Source organism: Mesorhizobium sp. WSM4310 (genome assembly GCF_007003935.1).
Classification (GTDB): domain Bacteria; phylum Pseudomonadota; class Alphaproteobacteria; order Rhizobiales; family Rhizobiaceae; genus Mesorhizobium.
This window is the reverse complement of the sequence record NZ_VFTA01000025.1, coordinates 46,543-68,888: the sequence shown is the minus strand read 5'-3', so window position 1 is coordinate 68,888 and position 22,346 is coordinate 46,543. Positions and strand designations below refer to the sequence as shown.

Below are 22,346 nucleotides of genomic sequence, written 5' to 3'. Positions count from 1 at the left end.
GTCTCCCGTCAGCTGTTGGCCGGCGCGGCCTCGAACACCGCGGTCAGGATGCCGAGCCGGCCTTGCATGAGATTTCGTCCCAAATTGGCTGCAAGCTCGGCGAAGTCCGGCCCCATCACCACGCCGAGATTTGGCGAAGGCGGCGGACCCGACGCCCGCATCTGTGCGAACCAGGCCTTGGCGGCCTCGGTGTCGTCTTGCCATGCCAGCATACGGAAGCCGGCCGGCTCGATCGCCTCACGCGTCGCATCGATTGTCATGAGGAAACTCGTCGCCGGTGTTCGCGCCCAGGGAAGCGGATAGTGCGGCTGGCCGCCGCCCAACACGACGTCGAAGGTGGCAAACCTGCCGGCTGATTTCAGCACGCGGCGAATCTCGCGATAGAGCCGCCCCCGGTCGAAGATGTTCATCGCCACATGCTGCAGCAGCACGATGTCGAAACGGCCATCATCGAACGGAAGCTCCAGGGCGTGGGCGGTCTGGAACGACAGACGCTCGCCCTGCCCGGTGCGCTCGGTCAGGTAGCGCGCGGCATCCACGAAAGGCTCGCTGAGGTCAACGCCGATAACCTGGCAGCCATAAGTCGCAGCCAGGAAGCGCGCCGGCCCGCCGACGCCCGCGCCAACGTCCAGAACCGACATGCCAGCGGTGATGTCAGCCAATTGGGCAAGCTCGGCGGTGGCCGCAAGCCCACGGGTGTGAAACTGGTCGAGGGTGCCCAGTTGCTGCGGCGTGAGAAGCTGATGCTCCGGGCCGAACTCAGCCAGTACCGTCCTCAACCGTTCAGTCAGGCCGATCGCGCGATAATGGTCGCGCACTCCATCAAGTTCATCGGTCATGGCAAGATACTCCTGTCTCAAGCTCTTACCTAAACCCGCTTCCATCGTTCGACTATCCGGTGTAATCACAACGACCCATGAAGCAGAACTACACAATCCGGCACGGGGCGCTGGAGGGCGTCGAGGTGTTCCTGGCTGTCGCCAGACACCGCAACTTCCGCCGCGCCGCCGCCGATCTAGGCGTGACGCCGTCAGCCATGAGCCAGGCGGTGCGCACGCTGGAGGCCCGCATCGGCGCGGCGCTGTTTGTCCGCACGACACGCAGTGTCGGCCTGACCGAGGCCGGTCAGCGCTTCCTCGACCGTGCCGGCCCCGGCTTCGAGGAGATCGTCGCCGCAGGCGAGGCCGCGCGTGACATCGGCCAGCGGCCGACCGGCCTGCTGCGCCTGTCGGTGCCGCGCGCCGTCGTGCCGTTGATCCTGGAACCGGTGATCGCGTCGTTCTGCCAGGCCTATCCCGAAGTCGAACTGGAGATCGCCGCGAGCGACGAGATGGTCGATCTGGCGACAGGCGGGTTCGATGCCGGCATCCGCCTCGGGCAGTTCATTGCCACCGACATGGTGGCGGTGCGGCTGACGCCGTCCTTCTCGTTCGTGGTCGTGGGCAGTCCCGACTATCTCGATCGCCATGGCCGCCCTGAGCGTATCGACGATTTGCGCCGGCATGCCTGCCTGCGCCTGCGTCGTTCCAACGGCGCCATCGCGCCGTGGACGTTCGCCGACGGCAACGAAGCGATCGAGGCGATGGTCTCAGGTCCGCTGATCGCCCACGACTATCCGACATTGCTCGGGGCCGCCATGCGAGGGATCGGTCTGGCGCAGACGCCGCGACCGGTCGCCGAAGGTCCGATTGCCCAGGGAAAACTCGAGCCCGTGCTGGACACCGTCGCGGCGATGACGCCTGGCGTCTTCCTCTATCACCCCGGCAAGCGCCAGATCCTGCCGAAGCTGCGCGCCTTCATCGATCACCTCAAATCCGCGATCTGAGGCAATCAAGAGTGCCGCCCTCTTGGCGTCATCGGCAGTTCGTTGCGGAAGTGGATGATTGCTCTCTCGATAACCCGGTCGGCAACGGTTTCCCGATCAGCGGGTGCCTCATCCCTGCATCCGGTCGCTTACTTGCACCAAATATTTCATGGTACAAATATCAAAAATACATAAGTAAAAAATACTACAAGATGGACCGTTCCGGTCAAGAACGTCGTTCTTTCCGTGCTGAAGCTTACATTGCATATGAAAAGCGCCAAGACCAAAAGGACCGCATCAGCAGCCGGCAACCCCAGGGTCAGTCCTCTCCCCGTCAGCAGGCTGGCAGCTGCGACTCCCGGTATGGTCAGGCCGATCGTGGCGCAGGCCGAACCCATCGCGACATTCAAACCGCGCTGCAGCTCGTTGTTTAGTGAAGCGCGCACCGCCGAAATGGCCTCCGGCATCAGCACCAGCCCCGCGATCATTGCCCCCACAATGCTGTCAGCCTGGCTCACCTGATAGGCAACGAGGGTATCTTCGACGCTTGCCGCGACCTGCTCGGCGAGCATGACAATTCCGATCAGCCCGGCCATCAGCAGCAGGGCGCTGGCAGAGATGTTCTCGTGAGGGGCAGCGCGCACCGAAACGTCGTGTGGTTGTCCCTGGATAAAGTCTTCCCGGTGCCGGACGGTCTGCGCGAACACGAAGCCTGCATAGAGCAGCACTGAAAGGACGCTGACGAACCCAAGTTGGGCTGCCGAAAACGTGCCGGGATCCGTGGCCTGGGTGTAAGTCGGCAGGATAAGCGTCATCACGGTCAGCGCGATCAGAACAGCCAGATAGGCACTGGTCCCTTGCCGCACGATGGCCTGCTTGCGATGACGCCAGCCGCCAAGCGCGAGGCACATGCCGACAACGCCGGTGGATGTGATCATCACCGTCGAGAAGACGGACTCCCGTGCCAGCGTCGGGTTGTTCTCACCATGCAGCATCATGGAAACGATGATCGATACTTCGATTGCCGTGACGGCAAAGGTCAGCACCAGGGTGCCGTACGGCTCCCCTACCCGACGAGCCACCGCCTCGGCGTGGTCGAGCACCACGAAAATGGTGACGAACATGATCGCACTCGACAGCGCACCGACAAGGATCCTGGCGTTCAGCGAACCTTGGTCCACCGACAGCCCGCTCGCTCTGACCGCGACAGCCATCACCAAGGCGGCCAGCGGCATCGCATAGGAAGTCATCGATCGTCCGAAACCGCTCATCCAAGCCCCTGCGTGCTTCTGCGAACCGTGGCTGCATTCGCGCACCGACAGATCGAAGCATTCACCCGTTCACGCCGTCTTCTGCGCCACCAGCCCCAGTTCCTCGACCATCGCCTGACGCATCAGGAACTTCTGCGGCTTGCCGGTCACCGTCATTGGCAATTCGGTGCGGAAGCGGATGTGGCGCGGGATCTTGTAGTGCGCGATCTGGCCGGCACAGAAGGTTTTGATCTCCTGCTCGGTGGCGATCTGGCCGGGCTTGAGCACGATCCATGCGCACAGCTCTTCGCCATATTTCTGGTCGGGAATGCCGAAGACCTGCACCTCCCTGACCATGGGATGGCAGTAGAGGAATTCCTCGACCTCTCTGGGATACACGTTCTCGCCGCCGCGGATGACCATGTCCTTGACCCGGCCGACAATATTGCAATAGCCCTCCGCGTCGATGGTGGCGAGGTCGCCGGTGTGCATCCAGCCATCGGCGTCGATCGCCTCGTGGGTCTTTTCGGCGTCGTCCCAATAGCCCTTCATCACGGAATAGCCACGTGTGCAGAGCTCGCCCGGCGCGCCGACCGCGACGGTGGCGCCGTCGGCGTCGATGGCCTTGACCTCGACATGAGGGTGGATGCGCCCGACGGTGGAAACGCGCTTTTCCAGAGGGTCGTCGACGCCGCTCTGGAACGAGACCGGGCTGGTCTCGGTCATGCCGTAGGCGATGGTCACCTCGGACATATGCATCAGCGACACCACCTTCTTCATCACCTCGATCGGGCATGGCGAACCGGCCATGATGCCTGTGCGCAGGCTGGAGAGATCGAAGGTCGCGAAATCCGCATGGTCGAGCATGCCGACGAACATGGTCGGCACGCCATAGAGGCCGGTGCAGCGTTCCTGCGCCACCGCCTTCAGCGTGGCGCCCGGGTCGAAGCCCTCGCCCGGAAACACCATGGTCGCGCCCTTGGTGACGCAGCCCATCGTGCCCATCGACATGCCGAAGCAATGATAGAGCGGCACCGGGATGCAGAGCCGGTCGTCGACGGTGAGCTTGATCGCGGCGGTGACGAAATTGCCGTTGTTGACAATGTTGTGGTGCGTCAGCGTCGCGCCCTTGGGCGCGCCCGTCGTGCCCGAGGTGAACTGGATATTGATGGCGTCGTTCGGCTTCAGCCCCTCGGAAATGCGGTCGAGGCTGTCATGCTCGTCGCGGCCGGCCATGGCCAGCACGTCGGCGAAATTGAACATGCCCGGCGAATTGTCCTCGCCCATGCGGATGACGATCTTCAGATCAGGCAATTTTTGCGCCTTCAGCTTGCCCGGCGTGGCCTTCGCGATCTCCGGCGCCAGCGTCTCGATCATGCCGAGATAGTCCGAGGTCTTGAAACTGGCGGCCGTGACCAAAGCCTTGCAGCCGACCTTGTTCAGCGCATATTCCAGCTCGGTCAGCCGGTAGGCCGGGTTGATGTTGACCAGGACCAGGCCGATGCGGGCGGTGGCGAACTGCGTCACCAGCCATTCCCAGCGGTTGGGCGACCAGATGCCGACGCGTTCGCCCTTTTCGAGACCCAGTGCCAGGAAGCCGGCAGCCAGCGCATCCACCGTGTCGGATAGCTCGCTCCAGGTGAAGCGCTTGTCTTGGCCGACGAAGACGGCGGCATCTTGCGTGGCGTATTTGCTGGCCGTGTCGGAGAAAAGGGCGGGAATGGTCTTATCGAGCAGCGGCACCTTGCGCTCGCCCGAGACGTGCGCCCTGCCGTCGATGGGTGCGATAAAGACGCTGCCGGCGCGCCCAGCGCGGCCGCGCAGATTGGTGGCGTTCTTCAGCTCGTCGAGATTGACCGGCATCGCTGTTTCCTCCCCAGGCCGCGCCGAGTCTATCAGCCCGGCGTGGCAGTGGAAATCCTGTCGATGGTCGAGGAGTTCCGGTCCCTCGGAGCGGTGGTTTGGCTATCCGACCGCCACCGCCATCTTCGCCGCGATGTCGCGCAAGGTGGCTTCATCGCCTGCGGTACGCGCCTTTTTCGACGCGACCAGACAGGCCTGCGACTTCAACACGACGCCGTCGCCCAGCACCTTGAGATGGTTGGCGCGCAGCGTCGAGCCGGTGGTGGTGATGTCGACGATGACATCGGCCAGTCCAGCCGCCGGCGCGCCTTCGGTGGCACCGAGGCTTTCGACGATGCGATAGACCTGGATGCCGTGTTTCTGCGAAAAGAACTGCTGCGTCAGCCGCCAGTATTTGGTGGCGATGCGCAGCCGCCGGCCGTGGCGCTGGCGGAAATCGGCGGCAACGTCGTCGAGATCGGCCATGGTGTCGACATCGAGCCAGATTTCGGGCACCGCCACCACGACATCGGCATGGCCGAAGCCGAGGCGGGCGACGATTTCGGCGCGGGCTTCCCAATCGGCGAGGTTTTCCCGCACCAGATCTTCGCCCGTAATACCGAGATCGACCGCGCCCGGGCCGATCTCGCCTGCAATCTCGGAAGCCGACAGGAAGGCGACCTCGACATTGTCCAGGCCCTCGACACGGGCATGATATTTGCGCTCGTCGCCGGGCAGGCTGATGGCGAGGCCGGCCTTGGCCAGCACCTCCAGCGCCTGTTCCTTGAGCCGACCTTTCGAAGGGATCGCCAGAGTGATCATGGTGTCGTCTCCCGCAACGCCTCGATGCGGTCGAGCCAGACGGAAAAGCCGACGCCGGGGATGGCCGTCTTGGCGCCAAGCAGCGTCAGCAACCGGTCGTAGCGGCCGCCACCGGCCAGGGGACGCTCGCCGCCTTGCGCCGCGATTTCGAAGACCACACCGGTGTAGTAATCGAGCGGACGGCCGAAGGCGGCATCGTAGCGGATTTTTGCCGCCGGCAAGCCATGCGCCTCGATCGCCTTGGCACGGGCAGCGAATTTCTCCAGCGCGGCGCCAAGCGACAGCCCGGCGCCGGCGGCAAAGCCTTCCAGCGCCTGCGCCGCGCCATCGAGCGGCACGTCGATCGCCAGAAAGTTCTTCAGCGCCGCGAAGGCCTCGTTCGACAGCCGCACGCTGCGCAATTCGGCCTTCTCGATCAGCCGCCGCGCAATGTCGGAGGGCGCGCGGCCGGCCGATGCCGACAGGCCGGCCTCTTCCATGCCGCCGGCGACGTGCGCCGAGAGACCTTCAAGATCCCCGTCGAGGACAAGGGCAGCGACGTCGCCGGAAAGCTGGCCGTTGCGCGGCGGGTTGGCAAGATCGGCCAATGCCGCCTGCAGCATCGGCGCCGAGCCGAAGGCACGGGCCAGCCGCATGCGCCAGCCGCGCGGCAGCCCGAGCGCCGCCAGCACCGCTTCGAAGATGCCCTGATCGCCCAGCGTGACCTCAAGCGACCGGCCAGGCAGCACCAGCGAAAGCAGCGCATGCGCGTCGGCCACCGAACGGGCATCGGCTTCCGCCGTATCACGGTCGCCGAGATCCTCGATGCCGGCCTGGAAGAACTCGTTGCCGCCTTCGCGGCGCTGGCGAAAGACTTCGCCGAGATAGGAATAGCGGCGCGGCGTGCCGGCCTGCGAGCCTATATGGTCAAGGCAGACCGGAATGGTGAATTCCGGCCGCAGGCACAGTGTCTGCCCGGTCTCGCTCTCGGTAAGGAAGATGCGGCGGCGCAGATCCTCGCCGGCCATGTCGAGGAACGGGTCCGCCGGCTGCAATATGGCGACCTCTACCGCATGCGTGTTGCGGGTGGCGAAGAGACTGGTGATGTCGGCTGCGATGGCGGGGAAGCGGGAGGTCAATTTGGCCTCCGTATCGCACGATCAGCTGATTTGGGACCAGCGGGGCGGCCTCTACTTGCCACGCGCCCTCTCCTCGGCCTGCGCCGCCAGGATCTTCTTCACTTCCGCGACCAATTCATCTTCCGCCACCGTCACCTGCGCCGGGCGTGCGGCGCGCCATTCGGCGTTGTCGGTGATTTCGGCCGACATGCGCGCGCCTTCGATCAGATCCTTGATCTGCAGCTCGCCCTTGGCGCGCTCGTCGCCGCCCTGGATGATGGCGACCGGGCAGCCGCGCCGGTCGGCATATTTCAGTTGCGCCTTCATGCCGGCGCCGCCGAGATACATTTCGGAACGGATGCCTGCGGCGCGCAATTCGCTCACCATCTTCTGGTAGCGGCCGAGGCTTTCGGTGTCCTTGTCCATGACCAGGACCACGACCGGCGCGATCACGTCGGCGCTGTCGAGCTTGCCGAGGTTCTTCAGCGCCGTCATCAGCCTGCTGACGCCGATGGAAAAACCGGTCGCCGGCACCGGCTCGCCGCGGAAGCGCGAGACCAGGCCGTCATAGCGCCCGCCACCACCGACCGAGCCGAAGCGCACGATCTGGCCGTCCTCGTTGGGGATTTCGGCCAGCAGTTCAGCCTCCAGGACGGGGCCGGTGTAGTATTCGAGGCCGCGCACCACCGAGCGGTCCATGGCGATGCGGTCTTCGCCATATCCCGCCGCCCTGACCAGCGCTTCGATGATCGCAAGCTCGCCGACGCCTTCCTGATAGGTCGCGTTCGAATTGACCATGGAATCCTGGCCGGCCTGCGCATTCCTCGCCGTTGCCTGAAGAACCGCCTCGGCTTGCCCGTTGTTCAAGCCTGCCCCCTTGGCGAAATCGCCTTCGCCTTCCTTGCCGCCATCCCAGCGCCCCGGGCCAAGCAGGAGCTTCACCCCTTCCGGCCCGAGCTTGTCCAGCTTGTCGATCGCGCGCAGCACGGTCAGTCGGCGTCCGGCGTTCTCGTCACCGCCAAGGCCGATCGCCTCCAGCACGCCGTCGAGTACCTTGCGGTTGTTGACGCGGATGACGTAGTCGCCGCGCTTGACGCCGAGCGCTTCCATGACGTCGGCCATCATCATCGCCATCTCGGCGTCGGCGGCGACGCCCGGTGTGCCGATCGTGTCGGCGTCAAACTGCATGAACTGGCGGAAGCGGCCGGGGCCGGGCTTCTCGTTGCGGAACACCCAGCCGGAGCGATAGCTGCGGTAGGGCTTTGGCAGGCGCTCGTAATTCTCGGCGACGAAGCGCGCCGTCGGCGCCGTCAGATCGTAGCGCAACGACAGCCACTGCTCGTCATCGTCCTGGAAAGAGAACACGCCTTCGTTCGGGCGGTCCTGGTCGGGCAGGAATTTTCCGAGCGCATCGGTGTATTCGATCAGCGGCTGGTCGGCCGGTTCGAAACCGTAGAGCTCAAAGACCGAGCGGATCGTCGCCATCATCTTTTCGACGGCGCGGATGTCCTCGGCGCTGCGGTCGGCAAAACCGCGCGGCAGCCGCGCTTTCGTCTTTTCCGATTTGTCGGCCATGAGATGTTTTGCCCGGTGTTTCGTGATGCTTGCAGGTCAACAATGTTGCGATTTTCGCAACGCGCGTGTCCTAAACGATGAAGCGCAGAGCGGCAAGGGCGGGTGCTTCAGACCTGCTCGGGTCAAAAGAAGACAGAAGCGAACTACGGTGAAATAGAAACGCACCGAGAATGAAACAATCCCGCCATGGGCGCGGCATCGTGCCGACACAATCGGAGCCGATATGACGCATCGACACGAAGGGGTTCGGGACATGACCAGCGCAGTGAAATTCCATGCCAACAGCGATGCCGACGAATTGCCAGCGCGGCTGCGCCCGGCCGGCACCCATGCGCCGAAACCGGCTGGCCAGGCTGCCGGACCGTTCGAGATGCCCGCCGACACCGGCAAGGGCCCTTCCCTGCGTGACGCCCTGGTGACCGGTCTGCTGGTGATCTATCCGACGGTGGCCACGGTGGTGGCGATCGTCGCCGGACTGCTCCTGGCCAGCGTCAACGGGACCTGAAACCGCCCGCTTCGTTGGTTCCATATTTTCTTGATCGCAGGATTGGTAATGCGGCTGGGCTTCTCCCCGTGAACGGGAGAAGGGAGCTACGTCGGCCGTTTGAACGCCTTGCGTTCCTTCTCCACCTCCTTGCGGCAGACACAGCCCTCTAGATGGTCGTTGACCAAGCCCATGGCTTGCATGAAGGCATAGACCGTGGTCGGGCCGACAAAACTCCAGCCGCGCTTCTTCAGTTCCTTCGAAATCCGCACCGAGACCGCCGTCGTCGGGTTGGCGCGCAGATGGGCGAGGTCGACGATTTCGGGCCGTTCCGCCTTGCCGGGTTCGAACGTCCAGAACCAGGCAGCCAACGAGCCGAACTCGTCGACCATTTCGCGGGCCCGCTTGGCGTTGTTGATGGTCGAGACGATCTTGCCGCGATGGCGGATGATGCCGGCATTGCCGAGCAAGCGTTCGACATCCTTGTCGGTGAAGGCGGCGACCTTGTCGAAATCGAAGCCGGCGAAGGCCTCGCGAAAATTCTCGCGTTTGCGCAGGATGGTCAGCCACGACAGGCCGGACTGAAACCCTTCGAGGCAGATCTTTTCGAACAGTCTGCGGTCGTCGGCCACCGGCCGGCCCCATTCATGATCATGATAGTGCAGATAGTCGGGCAGGTTGCCGTGCCAGAAGCAGCGCGCGACCCCGTCGGGGCCGGCAAGCAGGCCGGTGTTTTCATTGCTCATTGCGAAAAGTCCATCCGTTAACGCGCTCTGGCGCTGCTTTACCGTGGCTTTACCAGATTCCTGAACCCGGCGGTAACCACACCAAAAGGTTTACTGACAGAACCGCATTTTACGCATTCCGATTCATGTTTCGGTTGCTGCTTGCGCGCCAATGATCGCTGGACCGGGGAGCGTTTCCACCCGGTGTATCAGACGATCCAAGGTGCGTTCCCGATGAAGAGAGTTGTGTTTTCCGTGCTCGGCGCCGTGGCTGTGTTTGCCGGCGTCACACCCTCGGCCGCTGGCGACCGCTATGCCGACAGGCCGCCGGTGATGGTGAGCCCCGACCTTTCCGCCCCCTGGGTGCTGCAGCTCGGCAATGCGCCCGGCATTGTGCGGCAGAACCGCCAGCAGCCGCGCCTGCGCACCGCGCAACCGGCACAGCCAGACCGCGTGCAGACGGCGGCCGTGCAGGCGCCGGCGAAACGCATGGTCGTGCGCCCGCAGATCAACCCAATCTACCTGCCGCAGGAAGTCGCCTATGACGGCCCGCAGAAGCCGGGCACGATCGTCATCGATACCACGCAGAACTTCCTCTATCTGGTCGAGAAGAACGGCAAGGCGCGGCGCTACGGCGTCGGCACCGGCAAGCCAGGCTTCGAATGGTCGGGCACGCACAAGATCACCAACAAGCGCGAGTGGCCGGACTGGCGCCCGCCGGCGCAGATGATCAAGCGCGAAGCCGCCAAGGGCCGCTATCTGCCGACCTATCTGGCCGGCGGCATCGAGAACCCGCTCGGTGCCCGCGCGCTCTATCTCGGCACGACCGAATACCGCATCCACGGCACCAACCAGCCATGGACGATCGGCGGCGCGGTGTCGTCAGGCTGCATCCGCATGCGCAACGAGGACGTGGTCGACCTTTATGAACGGGTCAATGTCGGAACCACGGTCGAGGTGATATAATAGCCGTAGCGAATCACCTGGTCGGGAAGCACATCGTTTCCTGAAGTCGGAAGGAATAACGGGGGACGGGCCGTATGGGGATGCGGTCAGTCAAGAAGGGCAGCACGGGAAACCGCGCTGCCCTTCTTCTTTGATCGGCGTCCCGCACCTGCGACAAAGCCCGCGTCCTTGCGTCGCGCAGAAGGCATGGCGCTTCGCTTTCATGCTGCCATTTTCGATGGTCTTTTGCTATCTCGGCGCCAACGCAAGAAAAGAGTGCCAGCCATGTCCCTGCCCGACGACAGCCGCTATCTCAAGGGCGGCCCGGTTGCCCAGCGCATCATCGCCGCCGTGCGCGAGGATGCGGCGATCGCCAAGGCCGAGGGTTTTGCGCCCAAGCTGATCTCGATCACCGTCGGCGATACCGATGCCGTGGATGTCTATGTGCGCAACCAACGCGCCAAGGCGCAGCTTGCCGGCATCGATTTCGAGGAACGGCGTTTTCCCGCCACCATCACCTCGGGCGAACTGGAAGCGGCCATCCACGGGCTGAACGCCGACCCACGCGTCACCGGCATCATCATCCAGCGGCCGGTGCCGGCGCATATTCCGGTCAAGACGCTGCAGGCGGCGGTGCATCCGCTCAAGGATGTCGAAGGCATGCACCCGGCCTCGATCGGCAACATCGTCTACAACCAGCTTGATCTGGCGCCCTGCACGGCGGCTGCCTCCGTCGAACTGCTCAAGGAGACCGGCCTCGACCTCAAGGGGCTCGAAGTCGTCATCGTCGGCCATTCGGAAATCGTCGGCAAGCCGATCGCCTTCCTCTTGATGAGCGAAGGCGCGACGGTGACCGTCTGCCATCACATGACGCGATCGGTCGCAGCGCATGCGCGCCGCGCCGACGCGCTGTTCGTCGCCGTAGGCAAGCCGCGGCTGATCAAGGCCGACATGGTGAAGCCAGGAGCTGCCGTCATCGATATCGGTATCAATTCCGAGAGCGGACCCGATGGGACGAGCCGCATCGTCGGCGACGTCGACACCGACAGTGTGAAAGACGTGGCCTCCTGGATCACGCCGGTGCCGGGCGGCGTCGGCCCGATCACGGTGGCGATCCTGCTGCGCAACACGATGGTGGCGCTCAGCCGCCAGCGCGCGCTTTATGAGGCGACCTATGGCACGGCGGATAGGCTCGCGGCGGAGTAGCTTCGTTCGTTACGTGAATTGCGGTAAGTGGCAGGTGATACGGCTTTCTTCGTCCCAGAAGACGTAAAGTATGCCGCCGCTGCCCCAGAAGAAGCCGGCCATCGAATCGAGCTGCAGAAATTTCATTTCCCGATCCGTTCCGGGAACCAGCGGAAACTGCGGTCCCTGGACCCAGGATGGCAAACCGCCCAGCCGAAACAGATTTTGACGTGAATTGCTGATCCCCCACGACTGCCTGAGCCACCGCGACGGCGTCGGCGCAAGACGGACGCTGCTTTTCTTCGAAGCCGGCTCGATTGCGGAGCCATAATTGGAATGAAACGGCGCGATCGGCGTCGGTATACCAGCGGCATCGTGCGCGTAATAGGTCGGTTCCAGCGAGCCGTCGCAGGTCTCGATGCGCAGCCGTGGAAAAGCTGACGTTGTTCCCGCCCCGAAGTCGTCCAGCGTGATGAGATGGACCAGCCGCCTGCCGCAGGCTCGACACAGGCCCGTTCCCTCGCCGCCGATCGCGAAGGACGGCCCTGTCGTCGGCAGATGCCAGGTGGGATGATTGCGGTGCGTCGGAAACGGCGAGTCGTCCGGTGTGCCGCCTTCAAAGACGAGATGGTGGCAGGCCAGCAGCGAGCGAGGGTTGTCGTGGGTCTGCCAATCCTCAAAGTCGGGAATGTCGGCCAGCACTTCGTCCGGGAACAATTCGGGCGCCTGCAGGGCGGCCTGGGCCAACAGTTCCTCAACGTCGGCGTCGCTTTCCGCCGCATCTTGCAGGAAAGTTGCAAGGCGAGCCATATCCGAATCGTCGAGGAACGAGACCGCGTCGTCGATCAGAGTGATCCGGTGGACGCCGGCTTCGACGGCCGCCTCGATGAGATGAATCAGGAACGCCGATCCGTCTTTCAAATATCGGGCGATAATAGCTTCGCAATCGGCATAGCGAGCCTGAAATGTGGAACCTGACTCCTCCGACAGAAGGCGAACCACGGTTTCGATATCTTGCTGTTGCGACTTGCGCATTGCCGCATCGTGCTTAGCGGATGCTTCGCGGTCAACTCATTTTGGGCGGCTCGCCGCCATAAGCCCAGTCGAGCAGTTTGATGGTGTGCACCACCGGCATGCTGGCGGCCGACGCGATCTGGGTGATGCAGCCGATATTGCCGGTGGCGACAATCGAGGCGCCCGTCGCCTCGATGTTTTTCACCTTGCGGTCGCGCAGTTTTGCCGAAATCTCGGGCTGCAGGATGTTGTAGGTTCCGGCCGAGCCGCAGCACAGATGACCCTCGCGCGGCTCGCGCACGATGAAGCCGGCCTTGGCCAGCAACTCCTTCGGCTGGCGGATGATCTTCTGGCCGTGCTGCATCGAACAGGCGGAGTGATAGGCGACGACCGTGCCCGGTTTGCGCACGGACTCGGGCATGTCGAAAGCGGCCAGATATTCAGTGATATCCTTGGCCAGCGCCGAGACGCGCGCGGCCTTGCCGGCATAGGCCGGATCGAGCCGCAGCATGAAGCCATAATCCTTGATCGTCGTACCGCAACCGGACGCGGTGATGATGATGGCGTCGAGCCCGCCCTGGTCCATGGCGCGCGTCCAGGCATCGACATTCTGTCTTGCCGAGGCAAGCGCGGCCTCTTCGCGCCCCATATGATGGACCAATGCGCCGCAGCAGCCTTCGCCCGGCGGCACCACGACCTCGACGCCGAGGCGCGTCAGCAGCGAAATCGTCGTGTCGTTGATGGCGGGATCGAGTACCGACTGCGCGCAGCCGGTAAGAATGGCGACGCGACCCTTTTTGGCCCCCTGCCCGGCATGGACGCCCGGCGAGGCCATCGGCGAGGCCGCCGGGATTGAGGCCGGCGCGAGCTTGAGCATGGCGGCGAGCGGCTTTAGTGCCGGGATCTTCTCGAACAGGCCGATGAAGGGCTTGCCGAGTTTCGCCAGCTTGAGCGCGGCGCGAAAACGTTGGGGATAAGGCAGCACGAAGGCCAGCATGGCGCGAGTCAGGCGGTCTAGCAGCGGCCTGCTATAGGTCTCCTGGATGTGGGCGCGGGCGTGATCGACCAGGTGCATGTAGTTGACGCCCGAAGGGCATGTGGTCATGCAGGCAAGGCACGACAGGCAGCGGTCGATATGGGTGACGATCTCCTTGTCGGCCGGACGGCCGTTCTCCAGCATGTCCTTGATCAGGTAGATGCGCCCGCGCGGTGAATCGAGCTCGTTGCCGAGCGTCACATAAGTCGGGCAAGTGGCGGTGCAGAAGCCGCAATGCACGCATTTGCGCAGGATCTTTTCCGATTCCGCGACATGCGGGTCGGCGAGCTGATCGGATGAGAAATTCGTCTGCATCGCTGATGTCCTAGGCCATGCGGCCGGGATTGAGGATGTTCTTCGGGTCGAATTCCTGCTTCAGCCGCTGGCTGAGCGCTGCCAGCGCCGGCGGCTGCGGCTCGAACACCGGCAGCGCAGCGCGATGGGCGGGGACGGCGCGCACCAGCGTCGCATGGCCGCCGCCATGTTTTCGCAACAGCCCGCGCAGCAGAGCGGCTTCCGGATCGCCCTCCTCCATACGCAACCACACCAGCCCGCCCTGCCAGTCATAGAAGGCGCTGACGGCCGCCTGCATGCGCAAAGTCAGCACCATCTGGTGGCCCTGCGAAGGTGTCATCGACACGCGCCAGACCGGTTTTTCGCTGCTGTCGGCGAAAGGCCTGATATCGCGCACGCCGCGCCAGATCAGCCGCGAAGCCTCGCCGGCAATCTCCTCCAGCGGTCCGGCCTTGCCGAGCAGCGTCTTCAGCGCGGCGATGCGATAGGCGACGGACGGGCCAAAACCTTCGACGCGCAGCAGCGTGGCAGCGTCGCTGCCGAGCGCGCCGCCGGCTACGCGCGCGGCGATCCGCTCCGGCAGATGGGCGGCACTCGACACTTCCGCGCTGGAGCCGAGTGCCAGCGCCATGGCGCTCGCCGCGGCGTCGTCAAGCAGGCCACGGACCGCGAGCGTCACCTCGGTCTCGGCGGCAGGAAGCACCTTGAAGGTGACGTCGGTGAAAACGGCCAGCGTGCCCCAGCTGTTGGCCATCAGCTTCGACATGTCATAGCCGGTGACATTCTTGACCACGCGTCCGCCGGACTTGAAAGCTTCGCCCCGGCCGGACACGACGTTGATGCCGAGGATATGATCGCGCGCCCCGCCCGCCTTTAGCCGGCGCGGACCGGAGAGGTTGGCGGCAAGCACGCCGCCGATCGTGCCCTTGCCCGGTTCGCCGGCGAGCAGCGGGCCGTAGTCCATCGGCTCGAAGGCGAGCTGCTGGCCGTTGTCCGCCAGCAGCTTTTCGATCTCGGCCAAAGGCGTGCCGGCCTTGGCCGACAGCACCAGTTCGGCGGGTTCATAAAGAGTGACGCCGGTGAGTTTCGACAGGTCGAGCGTGTGCTCGGTCTGCAACGGACGGCCGATGCCGCGCTTGGAGCCATGGCCGATAATTTCGAGCGGCGTCCCTTCTGCCACCGCCCAGGCAATGGTGGACAGGACTTCGCCTGACGTTTTCGGGGTGAAAGTCGTCAAAGCCTGTGCTCCCTGAGCTTCTCGAGCATGGCTTCGCCCCTTGGCGACAGCCGGTAACCGATCTCGAGGCTCTCGGTGAGCCCGAGTTCCTTGAGCTTGCGGACATCCTGCTTGAATTTCGGCGTCTCGACGCCGGCCTTGGCCGCCAGGTCCGCCGCCCGCACTTCCGGATGGGCGCCGATTGCCCGCAGGATCGACGGGAAATAGCCAGGCGCCGTCTTGTCCCAGCGGGCAAAGCGCAAGGTCAGGGCGTGCCAATCCGCATCGGACAGCGAGGCCTCGCCGCGCAAGGCAACCCGCTCGTCGGGCTCAAGACCGATGAGTTCGATGCGATAGACCGGGGTGCCGTCATCAGGCCCAAGCATCTCCCGCAGGGCCGCGAGTGTCGTAAAGCCAGCCGCGCTGGCGTCCTTTTCCGTCAGTGCGGACATCTCCACGACCGTGATATCGCCGATCAGCACGACGCCCGACGCCGTTCTCACCCGCCCGCCAGCCCTGACCGTCGGCCGCCGCCAGCGGCGAAAGGCGAGCGTCACTTCGCCCGACACAATGGCCGCAAGGGTCTGGTCCCGGAACAGCATCCTCTCAAAACCTCGGAATATCCGGAAACGCCACTTGCCCGCGATGCACATGCATCCTTCCCAGCTCCGCACACCGGCGCAGTTGCGGGAACACCTTTCCCGGGTTGAGCAGGTGATTGGGGTCGAAGGCGCATTTGACGCGCATCTGCTGGTCGAGATCGACCTGGTTAAACATTTCCGGCATCAGGTCGCGCTTCTCGACCCCGACCCCATGTTCCCCCGTCAGCACGCCCCCGACCTTGACGCAGAGGCGCAATATGTCGGCGCCAAAACTTTCGGCCTTGTCGAGTTCGCCGGGAACATTGGCATCGTAGAGGATCAGCGGATGCAGATTGCCGTCGCCGGCGTGAAAGACATTGGCGACGCCGAGACCGTATTTTTCCGACAGCTCGCGCATGCCGGCGAGCACACGCGGCAGTTCCTTGCGGGGGATTGTGCCGTCCATGCAGTAATAGTCGGGTGAGATGCGACCGACCGCCGGGAAGGCCGCCTTGCGGCCGGCCCAGAAGCTCAGCCGCTCCTGCTCGGATTGCGAGATGCGGCAGGTGGTCGAGCCGTTGCTTATGGCGATCGCCTCGACAGCGGTGATGAGGTGATCGACCTCGACGCCCGGCCCGTCGAGCTCGACGATCAGCAACGCCTCGACATCGAGGGGATAGCCAGCGTGGACGAAATCCTCCGCCGCGTGGATCGCCGGCCGGTCCATCATTTCCATGCCGCCGGGAATGATGCCGGCGCCGATAATGTCGGCGACGCACTGGCCGCCCTGCTCGCTGGTCGGAAAGCCGATCAGCAGCGCGCGCGCCGTCTCCGGCTTCTTCAATATGCGGACCGTGACTTCGGTGACGACGCCGAGCAGGCCTTCGGAACCGGTCATCACGCCAAGCAGATCATAGCCCTCGGCATCGAGATGGCTGCCGCCGAGCCGCACCACCTCGCCATTCATCAGCACCATCTCGATGCCGAGCACATTGTTGGCGGTGAGGCCGTATTTCAGGCAGTGCACGCCGCCTGAATTCTCCGCGACATTGCCGCCGATCGAGCAGGCGATCTGGGAGGATGGATCGGGGGCGTAGTAAAAGCCCTCCTGCTCGACGGCGGTGGTGATGCCGAGATTGGTGACGCCCGGCTGGGCGACGACGATGCGATTTGGAAAATCGATCGCAAGGATGCGGTTGAAGCGGCTCATCACCAGAAGCACCGCGTCTTCCAGCGGCAGCGCTCCACCCGACAGCGAGGTGCCGGAACCGCGCGGCACGACGCGGATGTTGCGGTCGTTGCAGTATTTCAGCAGGCGGGAGACCTGCGCCACCGTCTCGGGCAGAACGACGACCAGCGGCAATTGCCGATAGGCGGTCAGGCCATCGCTCTCGAAGGCGCGCATGGCATTGGCCGCGTCGACCACACCCTCGCCCGGCACGATGATGCGCATGTCGGCGACGATCTCGTCGCGCCGGCGCATCGTGGCGTCGTCAGGTTTCGGCATGGCCAGGCCGGACATCAGCAGCCTCATTTTGCTTGACTGGTCAAAATCTTTTACCAGTGAAGCGCGCTGGTTGCAAATGCCGTGGTGGCGGAGCCCACGTTCACGAGACGAGAGAACCTTCCGCAGCGGCAATCTGCCGCTGTCTTACCCTCCCTCTTGTGGGGAGGGTCGTGAACGAAGTGAGCGGGGTGGGGGCAGCGCGGCGCTTATGAAGACCCCCACCCCGGCCCACAAGTTGGAGGGTAGGGCTGCCGCTATTCGCCGGGGTGCTTGGCCGGCTCGGAATGCATGCGGCGCACGCGACGCACGCCCCACCAGACCAGCAGGATGGCGACCGGCACCGAGGCAGCGGTGACGACTTCCGGCGCGAAAGCATGGCCGAAGATCGAGGCGCCCTTGGCGACATAACCGATGAGGCCGACGACGTAATAGGAGACGGCGGCCACCGAGAGTCCTTCGACGGTCTGCTGCAGGCGCAGCTGCAGCCGCGCGCGGTTGTTCATCGAGGCGAGCAGATCGCGGTTCTGCTTCTCGACCTCGACATCGACCCAGGTGCGCAGCAGCGTCGTGGCGCGGGTCAATTTGCGCGACAAATTGGCCTGCCGCTCCTCGACCGACCGGCAGGTGCGCATGGCAGGTGCGACCCGGCGCTGCAGGAACCCGCCCCAGGTGTCGTAGCCTGGCACGGCCTCTTCCTCGAGCGCTTCCAGCCGCTCGACGACGATGCCGTCATAGGCGCGGCTGGCGCCGAAGCGGTAGAGGCTGGAGGCAGCGTCGGCCTCCAGTTCGGCGGCAAGTTCGGTCAGGTCGGCGAGCAAAGTCTGGCTGTCACGGGTCTCGGCAACCTTCATTTCCAGCGTGGTCTGGGCGAGCCTGTCCTCGATGCGGCGGGCGCGGCCGGACAAGGTCAGCGCCAGCGGCAGGCCGAGCATGGCGAGCGTCCGGTAGGTTTCGATGTCGATCAGCCGCTGCGACAGCGCCCCGGTGCGCGCCGGCGTCAGGCCGCGGTCAAGCACTAATATGCGGGTCATGCCGTCGCCATCCTGGCGGAAATCCGTGACGATGGCCGCATTGCCGCGCTCGACCAGCGAGTAGCACAGGCTGGTCGGATCGAAAGCGGCGATCAGCCGCTCGCTCGCCTGCGTCCATTTGCGGATCTCGAGCCGGATACCCGAAATGACGGTGCCCGGCGGCGAAAAGCCGTTACCGAAGGGTGTGTCCTCCTGCGCCCTGCCGCTTTCGGAAAGCGGACCTTCCCACAGATAGGTCGAGAACTCCGTATGCCGTTCCCAGCGCAGCGAGCCCTTGCCCCATTTCATGGCGTGATGGCGGGCCTGACGGTCGGGCGCGGCGATGCCAAGACGCCGCGACAGTTCGGAAAGCACGGCATGGTCGACGCCGGAGCCACCCTCGGTCATGAAGGCGAGTTGCATCAGGACGCGCGGCTTTTCGATGAGCGGATGCGGCCTGGCATGGACCTCTCCCAGCGCGCCGGGCCGGCCCTCATGCGCGGGGAAACCCATGACGCTGCCCTTGGCGCGCGGTTGGAATTCGAGATTGGACGGGTCGTCTGACACGGCTTGTCCCCCGGGGTTCTCTAGACCCTCTTGCAGTCGCGTCCTCTAGAGCCAATAGGCTGACGACGCAAACAACAAGTTTAGCCGGAGATGATATTGCGCCGGACGGCGAAACCGACGCGTTTCGACCAATTGGATAAATAATTTGACCAGTTGGCGACGCAGGCTTTATCCTGCGCGACACCGGTTCAATTCCCAGGCACAGCTGTTGAGCGATATTTTTTCCAGGATCGAGCATTCGCGCACCGCCGACGAGGTGGTGCAGCAGATCGAAAGCCTCATCCTCGAAGGCGTGCTGCGCACCGGCGACCGGCTGCCGGGCGAGCGCGAACTGGCACGCCAGTTCGACGTATCGCGGCCGATCCTGCGCGACGCGCTGAAGGCGCTGGAAGGGCGCGGGCTGTTGACGACCAAGGCAGGCGGCGGCACGCATGTCGCCGACATCATCGGCCAGCTGTTCACAAAGCCGGTGGCCGACCTGATCTCGATGCATCGCAAGGCGGTGACCGATTATCTGGAATACCGCCGCGAGATCGAAGGCATAGCCGCCGAATACGCGGCGCGGCGCGCCACCCCGGAAGACCTGGCGCTGCTCGACCGCATCATGGCGCGCATGGACGAGGCGCATCGCACCGGCGATTTCGACGACGAGGCCGAGATCGACGTCGAGTTCCATCAAGCGATCTGCGAATGCGCGCACAACATCCTGCTTCTGCACACGCTGCGCTCCTGCTACCGGCTTTTGTCGGAAGGCGTCTTCCAGAACCGGCTGCTGGTCTTCACCGTGCCTGGCGCGCGCGAGGCGCTGCTGGCGCAGCACAAGGCAATCCACGCCGCGGTCAAGGCCGGCGATCCCAACGCTGCCCGGCGCGCGGCGATGGACCACATGACCTATGTCGAGCGGTCGATGGCAGAAGCCGAGCGCAGCGGCGACTGGCAACGCGTGTCACGGCTGCGGCTGCGGCAGCGTTCGGAAGCCAGCGATACCGAACCGGCGCGCAGACGCTCCTAGTGAATAAAATCAAGCGGGGACCATCATGAGCGACATTCTCACCATCGCGGACCTCAAGGATCTCGCCCGCCGGCGCGTGCCCAAGATGTTCTTCGACTACGCCGATTCCGGTGCCTGGACCGAGAGCACCTATCGGGCCAACGAGGAAGACTTCCAGAAGATCAAGTTCCGCCAGCGCGTGATGGTCGACATGAGCAACCGCTCGCTGGAATCGACCATGATCGGCCAGAAAGTGTCGATGCCGGTGGCGCTGGCGCCCACCGGCCTGACCGGCATGCAGCACGCCGATGGCGAGATGCTGGCGGCGCAGGCGGCCGAGGAATTCGGCGTGCCTTTCACCCTGTCGACGATGAGCATCTGCTCGATCGAGGATGTCGCCTCGGCGACGACGAAACCGTTCTGGTTCCAGCTCTATGTGCTGCGCGACAAGGATTTCGTGCTCGATTTGATCGACCGCGCCAAGGCGGCGAAATGCTCGGCACTGGTGCTGACGCTCGACCTGCAGATCCTCGGCCAACGCCACAAGGACGTGCGCAACGGGCTTTCGGCGCCGCCCAAGATGACACTGGCCAACATCATCGACCTGGCCAGCAAGCCGCGCTGGTGCCTGGGTATCGCCGGCACCAAGCGCCGCACGTTCCGCAACATCGTCGGCCATGCCAAGGGTGTCGGCGACGTCTCTTCGCTGTCGTCCTGGACAAACGAGCAGTTCGACCCGCAGCTGTCGTGGAAGGATGTCGCCTGGATCAAGGAACGCTGGGGCGGCAAGCTGATCCTCAAAGGTCTCCTCGACAAGGAGGACGCGCTGATGGCGGCCAAGACCGGCGCCGACGCGATCGTGGTTTCCAACCATGGCGGGCGCCAGCTCGACGGCGCATCGTCCTCGATCATGGCGCTGGAAGAAATCGCGGACGCGGTCGGCGACAGAATAGAAGTGCATATGGACGGCGGCATCCGCTCCGGCCAGGATGTGCTGAAAGCGCTCTGTCTCGGCGCCAAGGGCACCTATATCGGCCGCCCATTCCTTTACGGCCTGGGCGCGCTCGGCAAGGAAGGGGTTACCAAAGCGTTGGAAATCATCCGCAAGGAGATGGACATCACGCTGGCTCTGTGCGGAAAACGTCTGGTCACCGACATGGGCAAGGACCAGCTCCGGCGCTAGGGTCGGGTGACAGCCTGACCACGGAGACCACGACGCGTTGGCGGAACCCGGCATCCATTTTCTCGACGCGCATGGGCCGGAGGGTGTGCGACTTTATGCAATCGGCGACGTGCATGGCCGGCTCGACCTGCTGGCAGCCATGCACCAGCGCATCGAGAGCGAGCTGGAGTGGAAACCGGTTCGCGACTGGCGGGTGATCCATCTCGGCGACTATGTCGACCGCGGACCGGACTCCAAGGGCGTCATCGATTTCCTGATCGCGGCGCGCGAACGCGATCCGCGCCATCTGATGCTGGCGGGCAACCACGACATCGGCTTTCTCGATTTCCTCAGGACCCCCGACCCGGAAGGGCTTTTCATGCGCTATGGCGGCGTCCAGACGGCGTTGTCCTATGGTGTATCGCTCACCAACGACGCCAGTTGGTTCGGCAAGATGGAGACAATGAGACGCGGACATCAGGCCCTGCTCGAGGCGATGCCGCCGGGCCATGTCGATTTCCTGCGCTCGCTGCCGTTTTCGTTAACGTTCGGCGACTTCTACTTCTGCCATGCCGGCATCAGGCCAGGCATTCCGCTGGACAAGCAGAACCCGCAGGACCTGATCTGGATCCGCGACGTTTTCCACGATCACACCGGCCTGTTCTCAAAAATCGTGGTGCACGGCCACACACCCGTCCCCGAGGCCGAAGTGATGGCCAACCGCGTCAATGTCGACACGCTTGCCTGGCAATCAGGCATGCTGACCGCCCTCGTCGTCGACGGGATCGACAAACGCATCCTGGAAATGGCTATAAAGGGAGCTTGAGCCCAGCTACGTCGCAGGGATGCGTCGCGAGAGGGCCGGCTTTTTTAGCGAAGCGAGGCGGTGACGCCGTAGCCGTCGACGGCGTTGTGGTTGTTGGCGGCATCGGCGGAATAGATGCCGAGACCGCACAGCACGATGGCGGACAACATGGCAAAGGACAGAAGCGCTGCTTTCACGGACGTCATCTCTTGTTGAGCTTCCTGCATCTGTGCACCAGGCGGTTACCAATGCGTTGAAACGGAGAATTCGCTTCAAAGTTTCGACGATTTCGCGCTTCTAGGCGCGTTCTGTATCGGAGGTGTGTCGCACGGGTCACACAAAAGGTTCATCCCGGTTGCACAGCCGATGCAGAGCGCGCGCCTTCTAGGATGGCGGTCGGACACAAGCCAAGGATGAAAGGGGTTTTCCCCAGC

General features: G+C 64.1%; 21 protein-coding genes. 7 read left to right on the top strand and 14 right to left on the bottom strand.

Going from position 1 to position 22,346, the window contains the following annotated elements:
• Positions 1–8 precede the first annotated feature (8 nt).
• Positions 9–839, bottom strand: a complete 831-nt coding sequence (locus FJV80_RS24100; RefSeq protein WP_142877605.1) for a class I SAM-dependent methyltransferase — start codon at positions 837–839, stop codon at positions 9–11.
• 77 nt (positions 840–916) lie between these two features.
• Here FJV80_RS24100 and FJV80_RS24095 point away from each other — a divergent pair, with 77 nt between their 5' ends.
• Entirely contained in the window at positions 917–1,825 is a 909-nt protein-coding gene (locus FJV80_RS24095) for a LysR family transcriptional regulator (RefSeq protein WP_142877604.1), read from the top strand.
• A 146-nt stretch (positions 1,826–1,971) separates the two neighbouring features.
• Here FJV80_RS24095 and FJV80_RS24090 read toward each other — a convergent pair whose 3' ends face one another.
• The 5 genes from FJV80_RS24090 to hisS all read right to left on the bottom strand — a co-directional run bounded on the left by FJV80_RS24090 (position 1,972) and on the right by hisS (position 8,390).
• Entirely contained in the window at positions 1,972–3,075 is a 1,104-nt protein-coding gene (locus FJV80_RS24090) for a calcium:proton antiporter (protein WP_142877603.1), read from the bottom strand.
• A gap of 69 nt (positions 3,076–3,144) precedes the next feature.
• The gene (locus FJV80_RS24085) at positions 3,145–4,917 is read right to left on the bottom strand and encodes an AMP-binding protein (protein ID WP_142877602.1); all 1,773 of its coding nucleotides are present in this window, start codon (positions 4,915–4,917) and stop codon (positions 3,145–3,147) included.
• 102 nt (positions 4,918–5,019) lie between these two features.
• Positions 5,020–5,718, bottom strand: a complete 699-nt coding sequence (hisG, locus tag FJV80_RS24080) for an ATP phosphoribosyltransferase (RefSeq protein ID WP_142877601.1) — start codon at positions 5,716–5,718, stop codon at positions 5,020–5,022.
• Entirely contained in the window at positions 5,715–6,836 is a 1,122-nt protein-coding gene (locus tag FJV80_RS24075; protein WP_142877600.1) for an ATP phosphoribosyltransferase regulatory subunit, read from the bottom strand. Before FJV80_RS24075 ends, hisG begins: the two co-directional genes overlap by 4 nt.
• A 51-nt stretch (positions 6,837–6,887) precedes the next feature.
• Positions 6,888–8,390, bottom strand: a complete 1,503-nt coding sequence (hisS, locus tag FJV80_RS24070; RefSeq protein WP_142877599.1) for a histidine--tRNA ligase — start codon at positions 8,388–8,390, stop codon at positions 6,888–6,890.
• Positions 8,391–8,643: 253 nt separating this feature from the next.
• Between hisS and FJV80_RS24065 the strand changes: the two genes are divergently transcribed.
• On the top strand, positions 8,644–8,895 hold the full coding sequence (locus tag FJV80_RS24065; RefSeq protein WP_142877598.1) for a hypothetical protein: 252 nt from the start codon (positions 8,644–8,646) through the stop codon (positions 8,893–8,895).
• 86 nt (positions 8,896–8,981) lie between these two features.
• Here FJV80_RS24065 and FJV80_RS24060 read toward each other — a convergent pair whose 3' ends face one another.
• Positions 8,982–9,620, bottom strand: coding sequence for a DNA-3-methyladenine glycosylase I (locus FJV80_RS24060; RefSeq protein ID WP_142877597.1), 639 nt, complete (start codon positions 9,618–9,620; stop codon positions 8,982–8,984).
• 213 nt (positions 9,621–9,833) lie between these two features.
• Here FJV80_RS24060 and FJV80_RS24055 point away from each other — a divergent pair, with 213 nt between their 5' ends.
• Positions 9,834–10,565, top strand: coding sequence for a L,D-transpeptidase (locus tag FJV80_RS24055; RefSeq protein WP_142877596.1), 732 nt, complete (start codon positions 9,834–9,836; stop codon positions 10,563–10,565).
• Between the two features lie 264 nt (positions 10,566–10,829).
• On the top strand, positions 10,830–11,750 hold the full coding sequence (locus tag FJV80_RS24050; protein WP_142877595.1) for a bifunctional 5,10-methylenetetrahydrofolate dehydrogenase/5,10-methenyltetrahydrofolate cyclohydrolase: 921 nt from the start codon (positions 10,830–10,832) through the stop codon (positions 11,748–11,750).
• A gap of 9 nt (positions 11,751–11,759) precedes the next feature.
• Here the strand turns inward: FJV80_RS24050 and FJV80_RS24045 are convergent, their stop codons facing one another.
• The 6 genes from FJV80_RS24045 to FJV80_RS24020 form a co-directional block, all read right to left on the bottom strand.
• The gene (locus FJV80_RS24045) at positions 11,760–12,764 is read right to left on the bottom strand and encodes a hypothetical protein (protein WP_142877594.1); all 1,005 of its coding nucleotides are present in this window, start codon (positions 12,762–12,764) and stop codon (positions 11,760–11,762) included.
• A gap of 31 nt (positions 12,765–12,795) precedes the next feature.
• Positions 12,796–14,094, bottom strand: coding sequence for a glycolate oxidase subunit GlcF (gene glcF, locus FJV80_RS24040; RefSeq protein WP_142877593.1), 1,299 nt, complete (start codon positions 14,092–14,094; stop codon positions 12,796–12,798).
• Between the two features lie 10 nt (positions 14,095–14,104).
• Entirely contained in the window at positions 14,105–15,310 is a 1,206-nt protein-coding gene (gene glcE / locus FJV80_RS24035; RefSeq protein ID WP_142877592.1) for a glycolate oxidase subunit GlcE, read from the bottom strand.
• Positions 15,307–15,891, bottom strand: a complete 585-nt coding sequence (locus tag FJV80_RS24030) for an ASCH domain-containing protein (protein WP_142877591.1) — start codon at positions 15,889–15,891, stop codon at positions 15,307–15,309. The genes glcE and FJV80_RS24030 overlap by 4 nt, the downstream gene beginning before the upstream one ends.
• Positions 15,892–15,895: 4 nt before the next feature.
• The gene (locus FJV80_RS24025; RefSeq protein WP_142877590.1) at positions 15,896–17,392 is read right to left on the bottom strand and encodes an FAD-linked oxidase C-terminal domain-containing protein; all 1,497 of its coding nucleotides are present in this window, start codon (positions 17,390–17,392) and stop codon (positions 15,896–15,898) included.
• 239 nt (positions 17,393–17,631) lie between these two features.
• Positions 17,632–18,954, bottom strand: coding sequence for a DUF3422 family protein (locus tag FJV80_RS24020; protein WP_095771345.1), 1,323 nt, complete (start codon positions 18,952–18,954; stop codon positions 17,632–17,634).
• A 208-nt stretch (positions 18,955–19,162) separates the two neighbouring features.
• Between FJV80_RS24020 and FJV80_RS24015 the strand changes: the two genes are divergently transcribed.
• The 3 genes from FJV80_RS24015 to FJV80_RS24005 are packed head-to-tail and all read left to right on the top strand — an operon-like array spanning position 19,163 to position 21,933.
• Positions 19,163–19,966: an FCD domain-containing protein gene (locus tag FJV80_RS24015; RefSeq protein WP_142877589.1), complete on the top strand. Its 804-nt coding sequence runs from the start codon at positions 19,163–19,165 to the stop codon at positions 19,964–19,966.
• A 25-nt stretch (positions 19,967–19,991) separates the two neighbouring features.
• A complete protein-coding gene (locus FJV80_RS24010) occupies positions 19,992–21,128 on the top strand; it encodes an alpha-hydroxy acid oxidase (protein ID WP_095791116.1) in 1,137 nt (378 codons plus the stop codon).
• Between the two features lie 37 nt (positions 21,129–21,165).
• Positions 21,166–21,933: a metallophosphoesterase family protein gene (locus FJV80_RS24005; protein WP_095791115.1), complete on the top strand. Its 768-nt coding sequence runs from the start codon at positions 21,166–21,168 to the stop codon at positions 21,931–21,933.
• Positions 21,934–21,977: 44 nt separating this feature from the next.
• On the opposite strand, the gene FJV80_RS24000 is transcribed toward FJV80_RS24005, so the two are convergent.
• Complete coding sequence (locus FJV80_RS24000) at positions 21,978–22,118, bottom strand: hypothetical protein (RefSeq protein ID WP_162034344.1); 141 nt, start codon at positions 22,116–22,118, stop codon at positions 21,978–21,980.
• Between the last annotated feature and the right edge of the window lie 228 nt (positions 22,119–22,346).